Origin of the sequence: Corynebacterium sp. HMSC064E10, from assembly GCF_001812505.1 — a bacterium.
GTDB classification, from domain to species: Bacteria; Actinomycetota; Actinomycetes; order Mycobacteriales; family Mycobacteriaceae; genus Corynebacterium; species Corynebacterium amycolatum.
Map to the genome: position 1 here is coordinate 1 of NZ_KV809173.1, position 16,464 is coordinate 16,464.

Below are 16,464 nucleotides of genomic sequence, written 5' to 3' on the forward strand. Positions count from 1 at the left end.
TTTTACCCACAAGTAAACAACATTAAACAAGGGTTGGTCCGGTCGGCGGCGGAAGCCGTACTTGCCGGTCTCTCAGGAACTAAAGGGTAAGGGGTATCCGGGCGAATGGGCACAAGCGTGTCCGCTCAGCGAATCGCCTGGTTGGCGCCTTTCGCTGCTTATCCCAATGCGAGTTACTGACTGCCTTTGTGGCTGTCAGGGGCGGGTCGATGCGGGGCTAGTGAGTGCGTTTATGGCGGCGGCTGAAGGCTAATCGAAGTTACTGACTGCGTTTATGACAGAAATGGGGCGAAAAATGGCTTGAAAGTGTCATAAAGTTGCACAGTTTCAGATTTGCAGCCCGTATCCACGCATGCTGCCCGCGTTCACAAGTATGGCCTCCAATCGCGTGCACAATCCGTCCATCACAATTACAGCCCCAGTTCACACGCAAAACCCACAAACGCATTCGCAACTACGTCCAACTCGGTCCAAACATGCTTCGACAGCGCACAGGTTACCTTCGATAGCGCGCCAGTTATCCCCGTTATCGATCGCTGCAAACAGGCCAGTACCTGTATAAATTAGCCAATACTAAACGATTGGAAGAACCCTGCCCTAAATATTGCGCAAATTCATAACGTATTTATTTGTTAAATAGGGAACCCTAAGCTAATGTTTGCCAGGTAATGATTACCTAAGTTAGTGATTGGGTAACCGCGTCCACCGGACGCATGTTTAACAATCCTACTGTGACCGAAGGGATGCCTTTAAGTGGCGCGTTCTAACTCCGGCCGTATTCGCAATATCGTAGTCGCATCTGTTTCGAGCCTGGGGCTTGTACTTGGTGCATGTTCTACTGATGCCGGTAACGAGGATAAGTCTGCAGCTGCAGGCAACAAATCCACCGTTACCGTTACTGACAATCACGGTGAGCAGACCGTACCGGCCGAAATTGACTCTGTTGTGGCAACGGATAACCGCTCCTTCGAGATGCTCGATCAGTGGGGTATTAAGCTGGCTGCAGCTCCGAAGCCGATTATCCCGTTTACGGTTTCCGACTACAAGGACAATCCTGACGTTCAGGACATCGGTAATCACCGCGAGCCGAACCTCGAGATCGTTGCAGCTGCGGACCCGGACTTGATCGTCAACGGTCAGCGTTTTGACAAGTACTACGACGACCTGAAGAAGCTCGCTCCGAACTCCGCCATCGTGGACTTCGAGCCGCGCGAGGGCAAGTCGCTGGATGAGGAGCTCAAGCGTCACGCCGAGGGGCTTGGCACCATCTTCGGTAAGGAGAAGGAAGCCGATCAACTCATCGCGGACTTCGACAAAGCTCTGGAGCGCGCTCGCAAGGCCTACAACCCGGACGTGAAGGTTATGGCGCTGAACTCGTCGGGAGGCACGCTCGGCTACATTGCTCCGACTGTTGGTCGCACCTTCGGCCCGCTGTTTGATCTGATTGGCATGAAGCCGGCACTGGAGGTCGACAAGGCCAGCGATGATCACCAGGGTGATGAGATTTCCGCCGAGTCCATCGCTAAGGCGAACCCGGATTTCATCATGGTTCTCGACCGCGATGCTGGCACCTCGGTGCGCGGTACCGATGAGTACCGTTCGGCGCAGTCTGTGGTCGAGGAAGCTGCTCCGCTGAAGAACGTGAAGGCCGTCAAGGAGGGCAAGATCTACTACGCCCCAGAGGACACTTACACCAACGAGTCCATCATCACGTACACGGAGATTTTGAACGAGCTTGCCGACGCCTTCGAGCAGGCCTAATAGTTCTCTGGCCAGTCACAGGAGTACCTCACCAACTCTATGCAGAAGTTACTGGAACCCCGATTAGCCATTGGGATTGCCGTTGTGGCAGTCCTGGTGGCTATGTCGCTGTTTGTAGGCCAATACGACATCCTGGGCGCCGACGACGGCTGGCAGATGTTCGCTACCACGCGTATTCCGCGCACCATTGCGCTAGTGCTCTCGGGTGCCGCGATGGCGATGTGCGGCCTGGTCATGCAGCTGCTTACACACAACAAGTTCGTCGAACCCACCACGACGGGAACCACGGAATGGGCTGGGCTTGGCCTGATCTTCGTGATGTATTTCTTCCCCTCAGCGTCGTTGCTCGGCCGGATGAGCGGCGCGATTATCTTCGCTTTCATCGGCACGGCAGTGTTCTTCCTGTTCTTGCGCCGAGTGACGTTGAAGTCGAGCCTGGTCGTACCCATCGTGGGTATCATGCTGGGCGCGGTAGTCAGTTCGATTTCGACTTTCTTTGCGTTGCAGACAGACATGCTGCAGTCGCTGGGCGTGTGGTTTGCAGGCTCCTTCACTGATATTTATAAAGGGCAGTACGAATTCCTGTGGCTGGTCGTCATTGTGGTCGCAATCGTCTTCGTATTCAGCGATCGGCTGACGGTAGCAGGCCTTGGTGAGGATATCGCGACCAACGTTGGACTGAACTACAAGCGAATCGTGTTCCTGGGTACGGGACTAATCGCGATTGCAACAGGCCTGGTCACAGTCGTGGTGGGCAATTTACCCTTCCTGGGCCTCGTCGTCCCGAACATCGTCTCCATGTTTCGTGGTGATGACCTGCGTTCCAATTTGCCATGGGTGTGCCTGGTGGGCATTGCCATCGTGACGATCGCGGACATAATTGGCCGCGTCATTATCGCCCCCTTCGAGATTCCGGTATCGGTGATTCTCGGCATCCTGGGTGCTGCCATTTTCGTCTATCTGATTGTGGAGCGGCGTCGTGCTTAATCTCAGTTCAACTCACACGATGGCCAACCAGGTTGGGCCGCAAACGACGTCGTTTAGCACGGGCGCCGCGGCGCGCAGGTACTGGATTATCATTGCTGTGCTGGTGGGCTTGGCGACGTTGTTTACCGCGGGTCTGCTCACATGGGACAACCCGTTGCCGTTCGGCACGGAGGGCTTTTGGCTGATTGCGCGTCGTCGTCTTGATGCCGTGATTGCCATGATTGTGGTTGCCTGCTGTCATGCAATTGCGACGGTTGCGTTCCAGTCGATTGCGAATAACCGAATTATTACGCCGTCGATTATGGGATTTGAAGCGCTGTACGTGGCTATCAGTACCGCCGCGGTCTACTTCCTCGGCGCGACGGGTCTGATGAATGCCGGCTCGGTTGGGGCGTTTGTCCTGCAGCTTACGCTGATGGTGGGGCTGTCGCTGGTGCTGTACGCGTGGCTGCTGACTGGGAAGAGCGCGGATATGCACAGCATGCTGCTTGTGGGCATTGTCATCGGTGGCGGGATGGCCTCGGTATCGACGTTCATGCAGCGCATGCTGACGCCTTCGGACTTTGACCTGCTGACGGCGCGGTTGTTCGGCTCGGTCAACAACGCTGATCCGGAGTTTTTCCCAGTGGCAATTCCGCTAGTGATAGCGGCAATCGTTGTAATCGCGCTGCATTCGCGGGCGCTGAATGTCATGTCGCTAGGCCGTGAGGTTGCGACGAATCTGGGCGTGAATTACCAGGTTCGGTCCATCACCGTGCTGGTTGCGGTGTCGGTGCTAATGGCAGTATCGACGGCTATGGTCGGCCCGATGACATTCCTCGGCTTCCTGGTCGCGACCATTGCGTACCAGGCTGCGGATACCTATGACCATCGCTTTGTACTGCCGATGGCGGGGCTGATCGGCTACGTCACGTTGGCCGGTGCGTATTTCATTCTCAATCACGTTTTCTATGCTCAGGGCGTGGTGTCCATCATTATCGAGCTGGTTGGCGGTTCGATCTTCCTCTACGTCGTTTTGAAGAAGGGACGGCTATGATTCTCCTCGACAGTGTAAGCAAGAGCTATACCAGCGAGGTGTCAATTGGCCCCGTTGACCTGGAAATTCCGACCAACTCCATCACGGCGCTGATCGGACCGAACGGTGCGGGCAAGTCCACGCTCTTGACTATGATTGGCCGCCTTCTGGCCGTCGATTCCGGCGACATCAACGTCGGCCCGTACAACGTGGGCAAGACCAAGTCGAAGGATCTGGCGAAGGTGCTGTCGATTCTGCGTCAGGACAATCACTTCGTCACCCGTCTCACCGTGCGCCAGCTAGTCAGCTTCGGCCGCTTCCCGTACAGCCAGGGGCGCCTGACCGCCGAGGATGAGCGCATCATCTCTCAGTACATCGAGTTCCTCAACCTTGAGGCGCTCCAGGGCCGCTACCTGGATGAACTCTCGGGCGGTCAGCGTCAGCGCGCGTATGTCGCAATGGTGCTCTGTCAGGAGACGGATTACGTGCTTCTCGACGAGCCGTTGAACAACCTGGACATTTCTCATTCGGTCGACATCATGTCGCACCTGCGCACTGCAGTGCGCGAGTTGGGTCGCACGATGGTGGTGGTGTTGCATGACATCAATTTCGCGGCTCGCTACGCCGATTACATCTGTGCGGTCAAGGATGGCCAGATTGTTGAGCACGGCCCAACCTCAGAGCTGATGCGTTCGGAGGTTCTGAGCCCAATCTTCAACACTCACATTGACATCGTCGAGGGCCCGCACGGCCCGGTCGCCTGTTACGGCTCTTAAGCCAATTCCGAGCCGGCCCCACGCAGCCGATACAATCTAGCCTCATGACTATTACTGCTGCCGTTGACGGTTCCGCCTTGCACAACCCCGGACCTGCCGGGTGGTGCTGGTATATCGACGACAGCTGCTGGGCCGCCGGCGGATGGAGAGAGGGAACCAACAACCGCGGGGAGCTCACTGCTCTTGCCGAGCTGCTCCGCGCTACCGCGCACATCCCCGACGAACCTCTTTTCGTACTGTGTGATTCGCAGTACGTGATTAACTCCGTTACCAAGTGGATGCCGGGGTGGAAGCGCAAGGGATGGAAGAAGCGCGACGGCAAGCCCGTCCTCAACGTCGATATCTTGCAGGACATCGACCAGCTGCTCGTCGGCCGCAATATCCACCTCGAGTGGGTTAAGGGACACTCCGGCCACGACATGAACGAGGCCGCTGATCAGCGCGCCCGCGCGGCCGCCACTGCGTATCAGAAGGGCACCGCAGTGCCCGAGGGGCCAGGTTTCGCCGGCGCGGGGAGTCGCGGGCAGACGAATGCAGCACAGGCGAATGCAGTGCCGACAAAAACCACGCCCGCCGCGCCTATCTCCGAGCCCAAACAACCCAAGACCGCAACCTTCGAGCAGGAGGGTCTCTTTGACCTCGCTGCCGACACCACCGTGATGCCCGAGGACGCCGCCAAGGAAGCGCTCACCGTTTTCCGCCGCGCCGCACATCGCGCTGAACAGGGCAATGCTCGCGCCCTCAAGGCATTGCTTAACGACGCCCTGGGCGCCAACCTCGCCGTGCCAGACGGGCTTTCGGATGCCGAGCATGAGCTCCGCGTCGAGGGAACCACCGCTACCGCGCAGTTCACTACCGACGGCTGGATTGGCTTGGCTGTCTGGGATTTGTCCCAGGCAGTGGGGAAGGCCACAGGTTCCGCGCGTTTGCTGGGCTGGAATGTGGGTAGGTCTTAGCAGTAGTATGAAAGTTTGGTCTTTTAGGTAGACCACCAGGCAATCCGGGGTTACTGGTAGCCTGAAAACACATAAATTCTTTTACTCATTACATATAAGGAGCTCCGACTTCATGGCTGAGCACGTAGGTCCTCGTTCCGGCGAAGGCCGAGGAAATCGCGGAAACCGCGGGTCTAACCGTTCCCATGGTCGTGGCGAGGGCGGCTTTAACGGGCGCAACCGCAACGATCGTCGTGGACAGGGCGGTGGCCCAGGTGGTCGTGGCCGTGGTGGTCACGGTGGTCATGGCGGCAACCGCGATTCCCGTGGTTCGCGGGGCTTCCGTCGTGATGATCGCGACGATCGTGACTTTAACCGCGGTGACCGCAATGAACGCGGTGGTCGTGGCGGTCGTGGTTACAACCGCAACAATCGCGATGATCGTAATGAGCGCGGCGAGCGCGGTTACAACCGCAACGACCGGGGCGACCGCAATGATCGTCGCGGCCCGGGCGGACGCGGTGGCCAGGGAGACCGCAACTTCGACCGTCGTGGTGGTAAGCCACGTCGCTCCAACCGTGGTGGCCGCTTCCAGGATGAGAAGCGTACGCACCGCACCGGCCCGCAGCGCCCAGGTTTCCGCGAGGAGCGCATTGAGGCCCGCAAGAACGAGCCGAAGCTGCCAGATGACATTCGTGCAGACGAGCTCGACCCGAGCGTGCGCCAGGATTTGAAGAGCCTAGCTAAGGACAACGCCGACAAGGTCGCTCGTCATATGATTATGGCTGCAATCCTGATGGCTGAAGACCCGCAGCGTGCCCTGGAGCACGCCCGCGCAGCGAAGGACCGCGCAGGCCGCGTCGGTGTCGTTCGTGAGACCGCTGGTGTTGCCGCTTACCACGCAGTTGAGTGGAAGGAAGCCCTGGCGGAGCTGCGTGCTGCTCGTCGCATCTCCGGTGGTCCGGGCATGCTCGCGGTGATGGCGGACTGTGAGCGCGGCCTCGGCCGCCCGGAGAAGGCCATCGAGCTGGCTCGCTCCGAGGAAGCCAAGCAGCTGGACAACGAGTCCAAGACTGAGCTGGCTATCGTCGCCGCAGGTGCCCGCCGCGATATGGGCCAGATTGATGAGGCTCTGGTTGAGCTGGAGACCCAGGATCTGAACCCGGACCGTGAGGATTTCGAAGCAGCTCGTCTGTTCTACGCCTACGCTGATGCGCTGATGGAGGCCGGCCGTAAAGACGATGCCAAGGTGTGGTTTACCCGCTGCGCCAAGATTGATGTCGACCAGATGCTCGATGCTCGCGAGCGCATCGAAGAGCTGAGCAAGTAACCGGCCTCGCCGTCCGGCTCGCACAACCAGCCACCGCTGGCGCACCGCTGGCGCAATCCGGCTGCGCATCTACAATTCGTCGTAAAGCGTTCCTATTTCGTAAAAGGAGAAATGCACCCCCATGGCTTCTGTCGCTTCTTCCTATGATGCCGCTCTGCTTGATTTGGATGGCACGATTTACGAAGGTGGCGCGGCGATTCCGAACGCCCTGGAGGGGCTGACCGAGGCGGCGCTGCCGATGGTGTTCATTACGAACAACGCCTCCCGTGCGCCGCAGACGGTGGCGGATCAGCTCAATGGGCTGGGCTATGACGTTCACGCGGACGATGTGATGACGTCGGCGCAGGCGGCCATCGAGATGGCGGCGGAGGTCATTGAGCCGGGCTCGAACGTTTTTGTGTTGGGTGCGGAGTCGTTTAAGCAGTTGGCTCGTGAGGCGGGGTACAACCTCGTGGATTCTGCTGATGACAACCCTGCGGCGGTGTTCCAGGGGCTCAACCGTGAGATGACGTGGAAGCAGATGTCGGAGGCGGCGCTGGCGGTGTCGCGAGGTGCGCGCTTCCTGGTGTCGAATTTGGATACGACGCTGCCGTCGGAGCGCGGTTTTTTGGTCGGCAATGGTTCGGTCGCTGCGGCGATTTCGACGACCACGGGTGTTGCGCCGCTGTCGGCGGGTAAGCCGAAGCCGCCGATGTTCATTAAGGCGGCGGAGCGTGTGGGCGCGAAGAATCCGCTGGCGATTGGGGACCGTCTCGATACCGACATCGCGGGTGGAAATGCTGCGAAGATGGACACGTTTATGGTGGTCACGGGCGTTTCCACGCATATGGATGTCGTCGCGGCGCCGCCGGAGCACCGTCCGACGCTCATTGGCGCTGATATGACCGCGCTGAACCGTGAGCTGGATCAGGCACGTCCGGCTCCGCAGGCTGGTTTCACCGCGCGTTACGACGACGCGGAGGCCGGTGTCATCGTTCTTTCTGGCGGTGACACGGAGGATCCTCGGTTGGCGAACCCGGCGGAGGCCGCGGTGGCGGCTCTGCTGACGGTCGTGGATGTGGTGTGGAACTCTGAGGCTGGTCGTGCTGGCGCAGTCGAGGTCACGCAGGTCCGCGCAGAGGGCCCGGCTGCTGAGGCGGCGCTGGCTGCCTGGCGGAAGTGATAGCTGATGAGCGAGATCGCACCGAAGCCTGGGCAGGGGCCGGGGCAGGAGTCTGGTCCCGTGCCGGGGCCGAAACCGGGTCCCTCTGCTGCACCCAGCCCGGCGGCAATGCCCGGTGCGCGCGAGGTAACTCCGGAGGCCGTCCGGGAGCAGGTTGCGGCTGCACTATCCGCGCCCGCGCCGACTCCGCAGGAGAGAGTCGCGCAGTTCGAGCGGGCGCATGAGATTTTGTATGAGGCCCTGGGCTCGTCACGCAGGGAAGGAAAGTGAACGCGGTGGCAAAGAAAGCTCCTAAGCGCAGGCTCGATGCGGAGCTGGTGCGAAGGAAGATTGCTCGCTCCCGTGAGGCGGCAGTGGACATGATTAAGGCCGGCCGAGTCGAGGTCGGCGGTTTTGTCGCCTCCAAGCCCGCGACCGCGGTGACAGGCGACGTGTCCATTCGCGTCAGTGGCCTGGAAGAAGACAAGAACTGGGCATCGCGCGGGGCTCACAAGCTGCTCGGAGCACTGGAAGCTTTCGAGCCGCAGGGCCTGGACTTGAAGGGCCGAAAGGTGCTGGATGCCGGTGCCTCCACGGGCGGTTTTACCGATGTGTGTCTGCGCCGCGATGTTAATACCGTCTACGCCGTCGATGTCGGCTACGGTCAGCTGATTTGGCGCCTGCAGGATGACCCACGGGTGGTTGTGCTCGACCGGACTAATGTCCGCACGCTGACCCCGGAGATTCTCGGTGGCACGGCCGATGTCATGGTCGGCGATCTGTCGTTTATTTCTTTGAAGCTGGTCCTGCCAGCGATTGTCTCCTGCTTGGACGAGGGCGCTGACCTGCTGCCGATGGTCAAGCCGCAGTTCGAGGTGGGTAAGGAACGTCTTGGCTCCGGTGGTGTCGTGCGCAGCGATGCGCTGCGTCAGGAAGTTGTCCAGGAAGTCGCCGAGTACGCCCGCACGCTGGGGTTGTCCTTCCGCGCGGCTGTGGCCAGCCCGCTTCCGGGTCCGAGCGGCAACGTGGAGTTCTTCCTGTGGCTGGTGAAAGACGGCGGCGCCAGCGATATTGGTGATGAGGCTATGGCTGCGGCCATCGCTAAGGCCGTCGAGGAGGGGCCGCACAATGACTAGCTCACCGACCGAATCACCGACCGGCTCACCGACTAGCGCGAGGAGCAGCTCAGGGATTAGCAAGCCGAAGACCAGAGCGGGCAAGCGCGAGATCCTGCTGGTCCCGCACACTGGCCGTAGCGCCAACCTGGAAATGGCCGCCGAAGCGGCCGAGCTGCTTGAGGCCGCGGGTATCGATATCCGCGTGCTGGCCGGTAAGAACCCGGAGGCGTTGGCCGCGCACCCAACGCTTGGCAAATACCCGCGCTACTGGCATTCCCCGCAGGCGGCGTCGGGATGCGAACTCGTCCTCGTCCTCGGCGGCGACGGCACCTTCCTGCGCGCCGCAGATATTGCACACTCGGCTGACCTGCCGGTGCTCGGCATCAATATGGGGCACGTGGGCTTCCTCGCCGAGTGGGAGCAGGAGTCCATGACGGAGGCGATTAACCGCGTCATCAAGCGCTCCTGGCGTATCGAAGACCGCATGACCATCCGCGCCACCGTCCGTGACACCACCGGCCGCGTAATTGGCTCCGGCTGGGCGCTGAACGAAGTCAGCATCGAAAACGTCAACCGCCGTGGCGTGCTGGACGTCATTCTAGAGGTCGATCGCCGCCCGGTGAGTTCCTACGGCTGCGATGGCGTACTGATTTCCACGCCGACAGGCTCCACCGCGTATGCCTTTTCCGCAGGTGGTCCCGTACTCTGGCCAGAGCTCGACGCAATGCTCGTCGTGCCCAACAACGCCCACGCGCTGTTCTCCCGCCCGCTGGTGATTTCGCCGCATTCGACCATCGCGATTGAGACCAACCACGACACCGCCGAGGCTGTCGCGGTGCTCGACGGTTTCCGCAACATCACCATGCCACCGGGCAGTCGCATCGAAATCGAGCGCGGCGCGCAGCCGGTGCGCTGGGTGCGTCTGGACGATCAGCCGTTCGCCGATCGTCTGGTGCACAAGTTCCGCTTGCCGACGTCCGGGTGGCGCGGCCCCGCCGAGGCCCAATAGCATTTTACCCACGGCAGACAAGACCCAACTTCAAGGGAAGGACTGATTGCAGGCGCCATGCTGACTGAGATTTCCATCCGCGACCTCGGCGTTATCCCCGACGCGACGCTTGAATTCAGCCCAGGCCTGACCGTGCTCACAGGTGAAACCGGTGCGGGTAAGACCATGGTGGTCACCAGCCTCAAGTTGCTCTGTGGCGCGCGTGCCGACGCCGGCCGCGTGCGCACCGGCGCCGACAAGGCTCTGGTGGAAGGCCGCGTTTCCACCGAACACCTCTCGGAGGAAGAGTCAACCACCATCGATGCTGTGGTCGCCGAGCTCGGCGGCGAGCGCGATGAGAATGACGAGTACCTGCTTGCCCGTCAGGTCTCCGCGAAAGGCCGCTCCCGTGCGTGGGTTGGCGGCCGCAGTGCGTCGGCTGCGGCGCTGGCGGATGTCTCCACGCGCCTGATCGCGATTCATGGCCAGAATGATCAGCTGCGCTTGCAAAGCGCTGATGAGCAGCGCGCGGCCATCGACCGCATGGATGCCGAGACCATCGCGCCGACGCTGGAAACTTACCGTCAGCAGCGCGCACACTGGCGCACCCTGGTCAAAGAACTGGAAGAGAAGACCTCTAAGCGCCGCGAGTTGGCCATGCGTGCCGACCAACTCAGCTTCGCCATCGAAGAAATCGACGCAGTCTCGCCCGAACCAGATGAGGACCAGGACCTGGCCTCCCAGATCCGCCGCATGCAGGACCTGGATGGTCTCCGTGACGCTGCAGCCGTGGCGCTTGCCGCCATCGATGGCGCCGCCGCCGTGAGCACGACCGGTATGGATGCCGCCACCGAGGACTCCGGTGCTGCCGAACTGCTCGGTGCCGCCGCAAACGAGCTCGCCGGCTCCAATGATGACGAGCTCACCGAGTTTTCCAACCAGCTCAATGAGCTGACCAGCCAGCTCTCCGAGATCTCCGCTGGTCTCGGTGCGTTTCTCTCTGGCCTGCCCGAGGAAACCGAGTCCCTGGACAAGCTCATGCAGCGCCGGGTGGAGATTAAGAATCTCACCCGCAAGTACGCCCCGGACATCGCGGGCGTGTTGGCCTGGCGGGATAAGGCGGAGCGCAAGCTCGCCACGTTGGATGTCTCCGGCGAAGCGCTGGACAAGCTGACCGCGGAGATCAAGACCGCGGAGAAGAAGCTCGGTAACACCGCGCGGAAGCTCTCCAAGGCTCGTGCAAAGGCCGCACAGCATCTGGAACAGGCCGTGACCAAGGAGCTCAAGGGCTTGGCCATGCCGCACACTTCGCTGGTGGTGGAGATCACCAAGGCCGACACCTTTGGTCCCGCTGGCGTGGACAATATCGAGTTCAAGCTCCGTGCCCACGAAGGTGCCGAGCCGCGCCCGCTGGCCTCATCCGCATCCGGCGGTGAGCTTTCCCGCATCATGCTGGCATTGGAAGTTGTCCTCGCCGAAGGACAGGCTGGACACACGATGGTTTTCGATGAGGTCGATGCCGGTGTTGGTGGGCGCGCGGCTGTAGAAATTGGCAAGCGCCTGAAGCAGTTGGCGGTGAATAACCAGGTGATCGTCGTCACGCACTTGCCTCAGGTGGCGGCGTTTGCGGATACCCACTTGGTGGTCAGCAAGGATGCGCGCTCGGGTGCGGTGTCGTCGAAGGTGACGAGCCTGGGCGATGAGGAGCGGATCGACGAACTCGCGCGGATGATGGCGGGTTTGGACGATTCGGACTCCGGGCGGGCGCATGCCCAAGATCTTCTGGATCAAGCTCGGCGCGCCTTCGCGGCCAAGTAGCTGCACTTATGTTTCACTAAGTGCCATGAGTCTGTTCTCTCGGAACGAAAAAGATCTTCCTGGCATTTCGGGGACCGTGCGGGACGGTTCCCGCCTGGAGCGTGCGCTCAAGCGCATGGGCGAAGGCGACATCGTGGTGATTGATGCGCCGGATATCTCGCGTCCACTGGCACAGCAGTTGATTGATGCCAAGGTCGCCGCAGTGGTGAACACCGGCGCGTTTACCACAGGTTTTGTGCCGAATTACGGCCCGCAGATGATGCGCGACGCCGACATTGAAATGGTTCAGAACGTCGGCGACGAGGTCTTTGAGAAACTCAAGGACGGCAAGAACGGCAGGCTTCACGACGGCAAGCTCTACCACGGTGACCGCCTGATTGGACAGGGCGACGAGGTCGACCAGGACGAGCTGGAGCGCGCCTTCGACGAGGGCCGCACCAGCATGGTCGACCGCCTGGAGGCGCTCTCCGGCAACTTGGTGGAGTTCGCCAAGACCGAATCCCCGCTGTACATCGATGGCCTGGGCATTCCGGATGAGACGGAGCCGCTGCGTGGCCGCAAGGTCGTTGTTGTTAGCCCTGGTGAGGGACACCGCAAGACTCTGGAAGATCTGAAGAACTTCATCCGTGAGTACGAGCCGCTGCTCATCGGCGTCGACACCGGTGCGGACACGCTGTTCGACTTGAAATACGAGCCGGACTACATCATCGGCGATCCAGAGAACATCAACTCCGAGGCGCTGCGGTCCGCCGGTTGCGTGATTCTGCCTGCCGACCCGGACGGTCACGCAGTCGGCCTTGAGCGCATTCAGGACCTCGGCATTGGCGCCATGACGTTCCCGGCGCTGTCCGATTCCGCCACTGACCTGGCGCTGGTCTTCGCCGCGCATCACGAAGCCGACATGGTCGTCTCCGTCGGGGCCCCGCAGAACATCGACAGCATCTACCACGACGAGGATCAACGTGGTGTGCCATCGGCGCTGCTGTCGCGTTTGAAGGTCGGGGAGAAGCTTGTCGACGGCCGCATGGTCGCCGACCTCTACCAAGTCAATAGCCGCGGTTTCGGTGTGGCTTGGGCAATCCTGGCCATTTTCGTTGCCGTTGCGGTGATCTTCGCTATCGCTGGTACCTCCGGCGATGGTTCTGTCAGCGAGAATCTAATTGATACCTGGAACTCTATTGCACTGTGGTTCCAGGGACTGTTTAAGTAGTTATAGCGGTATCTTGAGCATTGTGAGCGCCTGAGTTTTCAGCTGTCCGAGCTGATCGAGGCGTCGGCGAAAGGAATAAGGGACGGGCGATGGGGAAGAAGCGCAGGAGCGGGAAGTTTACAGCCGGTGTGACAGGTGCTGCCCTCGGTGTGGCGGCAGGTGCTGCGCTGGGTGCTTATGTGCTGAACCCCGCTGGTGCTAGCATTGATTTCGGTACCGGTGCCGCCTCTGAGCGCGATGCTGCCGTCGCGCGCGCTGATGCGCAGCAAGCGCGTGCCGATGAAGCCAATCGCATTATCGAGCCCATCGTCGGGGAGATCGTCAAGGATTCACTGAAAGATGTGCCTGTTCTTGTTATCGCGACTCCCGATGCCACCGATGAGCAGCTTGTAGGGGTTTCCGAGACCCTGCGCGCTGCTGGTGCCCCGGATGCGGGCGTGTTGAAGTTGACCGATAAGTTCCTCTCTTCTGCTGGCGCGGATGAGTTGAAGGACACAGTCGCTACCTCGTTGCCCGCCGATGTGGAGCTAGATCCGGAGCGCCGCGAACCAGGCCGTCAGGCTGGCCAGGCGTTGGCACCGGTGTTGGAGCTGGATAAGGATGGGGGAGAGCGAGCTTCCGCTACCGACCGAAAGCTACTGCTGGAGGCTCTGAAGGGCGGCGGGTTCGTCGAGTACGACGAGGGGACGCTCCGCCCGGCTGCTGGCATTGTGATTGTTGGTATTCACGGCACTGTCTCGCGCGCTGCGATTGATAAGGGCGAGGACTCGGAGTTTGGCGCTGGCTTGGTTGCGGATCTGGCGGTGGCGCTGGCTGAGGGCTTCGGTGCTGGTGAGGATGCGGCTGGTCACGTTGTGGTGGGGACGGACAGCTTTGGCCGTGAAGGTGTCAGTGCTCTACCGGACGAACGCTGGGGTGCCGACCCTGCTGTGAAGCGTGTGGACGCGGTGTCTGATGCTGCGGGGCAGGTTGGGGTTGTTGGGGAGTTGAAGAGGTAAAAAACACATGGAGGTTAGTCGGGAAACGGTAGAGCGGCTTTTCAAGTTCTCTTCTGACAGAAAGTGGGAGGTTTTCCATACTCCTGAGAATCTTGCTAAAGCGATCTCAATTGAGTCTGCTGAGTTGCTCGAGCTTTTTCAATGGGATGCAGAATATGAAAAAGCTGACCTCGAGGATGAGCTTGCAGATGTGCTGAGCTACTGCCTTTTACTGGCTCGTAGGGCTGAAATCGATCCGAATGAGGCGATTGCGAAGAAAATCGCCTTAAATGAAGTGCGCTATCCGCGTAGTAAAAGCACGGGAAGCTCGCTTAAGCACGACAGGTTGTAACGTGACCAAGAGAAAACTGCTTCCAGCGCCAAGGGCATTTGTTGAACAAGTCGACTACGCAAGTAGTGGCATCGACGAGCTAAAGGGTAAAGATACTCCTTACCGCCGTTTTATTATTGACTACCCTACGGTCTACATCATTTCATTGCGGGATAACAAGGGATCGTATCGAGTCTATGTGGGGGAAACGAACTCGATCGTCCAGCGAACGACCCAGCATCTCGAGGGAGATACAAAGGCATCTAACTCCAAGCGAAATCTCTGGATTGATTTACGTGATGGCGTTGGAACCCAGATGTACGTGATTGGGCACTCTCTATTTAATAAGTCGTTGACTCTGGATATTGAGAATCGACTTATGCAGTACTTGCCTAGCAACGAATCGGTGAAGTCTGCCAGTGAGACCAGTGTTGCTACTGAGAATGCGCGAACAAATGCGCAAGGTGATTACTTCACCAAAGAACATTTAGACAAATCTTTCACCCAGATTTGGTCTAAACTACATGCTCTGGATCGACAGCTATTTCCAGCTGAACGTATTATTCGCGAATCTGCACTTTTTAAAACATCACCTTTCCATGAGCTAACTAGAGAGCAGTCTGATGCAAAGTTTGAGATAATTAATGCAGTTGTAGATCAAATGCAATCAATCGCTGACTCTAGGCTGATTATGGTTTCAGGCGCTGCTGGAACTGGCAAGACAGTATTGCTTAGCAGTGTTTTTTATGATTTGAATCAAAAGCTCCCAGCTATTGAAGAACGTCTTGGGAAATCGACCCTTGACGCGTATATGCTAGTCAACCACGATGAGCAAGTTACTGTTTATCAGCAGGTTGCTGAAAAACTCGGCATTTCGAGTACTAAGAATCTTAAAGTCATGAAACCGACATCCTTTATCAATCATCGGAATCCTGGGGAAAAGGTGGATGTCGTTCTAATCGACGAAGCTCATTTGCTGTGGACACAAGGAAAACAGTCGTACAGGGGTAAAAACCACCTTAAAGATATTCTGGAACGTGCACATGTAGTGGTAGCAGTGTTTGATCCTGACCAGATTCTTGCCGCAAATCAGGTGTGGGAGCCGGCGGATTTGGAATGGATGGAGCAACGAGTCGATAAAAATATTGATTTAAAGCTTCAGATGAGGATGCTTGCTTCGGAGGATACCATTCAGTGGGTACGCTCTTTTGTCGATGACGGTATTATCCATAAAATTCCGAAGGATAATAAATATAGTATTAAGATTTTCGATGATCCTAACCAGCTTTACGAGTCAATTAAGGACAAAGCTTCGAATGTAGAGGAAGGATTGTCCAGGTTAATAGCCACTTATGATTGGCAGTTCTCGAGTGCTCGCCCACCTGCGGAGAATGAATTCTGGCAGGTTCGAGTCGGTGATTTTTCAATGCCATGGAACAATCAAAAAAAGAGTACTGAGAAGAAGACTGCAGGTCTGCAGCTGAGCTGGGCAGAACGCCCACAAACTATTGATGAAATTGGTTCTATTTTTACCATCCAGGGTTTTGACCTGAACTATGCTGGTGTCATTATTGGTCCCTCTGTCAAATACCGTGATGGAAAGATTATCTTTGATCCATCTGAATCGTGGAACCCAAATGTAAAGAATAAACGAACGTTGAAAGACGGTTCGAAACAGTCGTTCGCTGAAAAGCTGCTGAAGAATCAGCTTAATGTCTTACTTACTCGAGGGGTACACGGGCTACATATCTATGCTGTGGATCGCGAACTTCGTGAAGCGTTGGCTGCTGCCGCATCTGGAATAGGGGGTGATTAACTGGGTTCGGTCTCGGCATATTTAACTTGCCGAAGAAGTACGGCATTTCTCTGTTTCGCGTTCGTAATCGTTTCAAGGGGGCGGACTTCCATGGCTAGCGAATAGGGAATTGAAACCGGAGATACCGGAGTTGTAGCTCTCTGTTTAATTGTTAATAGAAGCTTTAATTTGTTTTAGATGTTGATTTCCGAAATCATTATTTACTACCTACATGCTCTTCCCTCATTCAATCAATCTTTCATTTCAATACCCTGAAACAGG

General features: G+C 58.4%; 15 protein-coding genes. All 15 read left to right on the forward strand.

What is annotated here, in order from left to right; genetic code table 11:
* Positions 1 to 753: 753 nt before the first annotated feature.
* The 15 genes from HMPREF2860_RS01805 to HMPREF2860_RS01875 all read left to right on the forward strand — a co-directional run bounded on the left by HMPREF2860_RS01805 (position 754) and on the right by HMPREF2860_RS01875 (position 16,203).
* Positions 754 to 1,761 (forward strand): siderophore ABC transporter substrate-binding protein, encoded by a 1,008-nt coding sequence (locus tag HMPREF2860_RS01805; protein WP_038625614.1) that lies wholly within the window; start codon positions 754 to 756, stop codon positions 1,759 to 1,761.
* Positions 1,762 to 1,800: 39 nt separating this feature from the next.
* Positions 1,801 to 2,748, forward strand: a complete 948-nt coding sequence (locus HMPREF2860_RS01810) for an ABC transporter permease (protein WP_038625612.1) — start codon at positions 1,801 to 1,803, stop codon at positions 2,746 to 2,748.
* A 19-nt stretch (positions 2,749 to 2,767) separates the two neighbouring features.
* Positions 2,768 to 3,784, forward strand: a complete 1,017-nt coding sequence (locus tag HMPREF2860_RS01815) for an iron chelate uptake ABC transporter family permease subunit (RefSeq protein WP_038625611.1) — start codon at positions 2,768 to 2,770, stop codon at positions 3,782 to 3,784.
* A complete protein-coding gene (locus HMPREF2860_RS01820) occupies positions 3,781 to 4,539 on the forward strand; it encodes an iron ABC transporter ATP-binding protein (RefSeq protein ID WP_038625609.1) in 759 nt (252 codons plus the stop codon). The genes HMPREF2860_RS01815 and HMPREF2860_RS01820 overlap by 4 nt, the downstream gene beginning before the upstream one ends.
* 44 nt (positions 4,540 to 4,583) lie before the next feature.
* Positions 4,584 to 5,495, forward strand: a complete 912-nt coding sequence (locus HMPREF2860_RS01825) for an RNase H family protein (RefSeq protein ID WP_038625607.1) — start codon at positions 4,584 to 4,586, stop codon at positions 5,493 to 5,495.
* A gap of 112 nt (positions 5,496 to 5,607) precedes the next feature.
* Positions 5,608 to 6,804 (forward strand): tetratricopeptide repeat protein, encoded by a 1,197-nt coding sequence (locus HMPREF2860_RS01830; protein WP_070628510.1) that lies wholly within the window; start codon positions 5,608 to 5,610, stop codon positions 6,802 to 6,804.
* A gap of 121 nt (positions 6,805 to 6,925) precedes the next feature.
* Positions 6,926 to 7,966: an HAD-IIA family hydrolase gene (locus HMPREF2860_RS01835; protein WP_070628511.1), complete on the forward strand. Its 1,041-nt coding sequence runs from the start codon at positions 6,926 to 6,928 to the stop codon at positions 7,964 to 7,966.
* A gap of 6 nt (positions 7,967 to 7,972) precedes the next feature.
* A complete protein-coding gene (locus tag HMPREF2860_RS01840; protein ID WP_070628512.1) occupies positions 7,973 to 8,236 on the forward strand; it encodes a hypothetical protein in 264 nt (87 codons plus the stop codon).
* Between the two features lie 5 nt (positions 8,237 to 8,241).
* Entirely contained in the window at positions 8,242 to 9,081 is an 840-nt protein-coding gene (locus HMPREF2860_RS01845; protein ID WP_070628769.1) for a TlyA family RNA methyltransferase, read from the forward strand.
* Positions 9,074 to 10,072, forward strand: coding sequence for an NAD kinase (locus HMPREF2860_RS01850; protein ID WP_070628513.1), 999 nt, complete (start codon positions 9,074 to 9,076; stop codon positions 10,070 to 10,072). The genes HMPREF2860_RS01845 and HMPREF2860_RS01850 overlap by 8 nt, the downstream gene beginning before the upstream one ends.
* 57 nt (positions 10,073 to 10,129) lie before the next feature.
* Entirely contained in the window at positions 10,130 to 11,869 is a 1,740-nt protein-coding gene (gene recN, locus HMPREF2860_RS01855) for a DNA repair protein RecN (protein ID WP_070628514.1), read from the forward strand.
* Between the two features lie 25 nt (positions 11,870 to 11,894).
* Positions 11,895 to 13,079: a putative cytokinetic ring protein SteA gene (steA, locus tag HMPREF2860_RS01860; protein ID WP_070628515.1), complete on the forward strand. Its 1,185-nt coding sequence runs from the start codon at positions 11,895 to 11,897 to the stop codon at positions 13,077 to 13,079.
* 89 nt (positions 13,080 to 13,168) lie between these two features.
* The gene (locus HMPREF2860_RS01865) at positions 13,169 to 14,077 is read left to right on the forward strand and encodes a copper transporter (RefSeq protein WP_070628516.1); all 909 of its coding nucleotides are present in this window, start codon (positions 13,169 to 13,171) and stop codon (positions 14,075 to 14,077) included.
* 7 nt (positions 14,078 to 14,084) lie between these two features.
* On the forward strand, positions 14,085 to 14,408 hold the full coding sequence (locus HMPREF2860_RS01870; protein WP_070628517.1) for a nucleotide pyrophosphohydrolase: 324 nt from the start codon (positions 14,085 to 14,087) through the stop codon (positions 14,406 to 14,408).
* A 1-nt stretch (position 14,409) separates the two neighbouring features.
* Positions 14,410 to 16,203, forward strand: a complete 1,794-nt coding sequence (locus HMPREF2860_RS01875; protein WP_210386741.1) for a DUF2075 domain-containing protein — start codon at positions 14,410 to 14,412, stop codon at positions 16,201 to 16,203.
* The last annotated feature ends 261 nt before the right edge of the window (positions 16,204 to 16,464 follow it).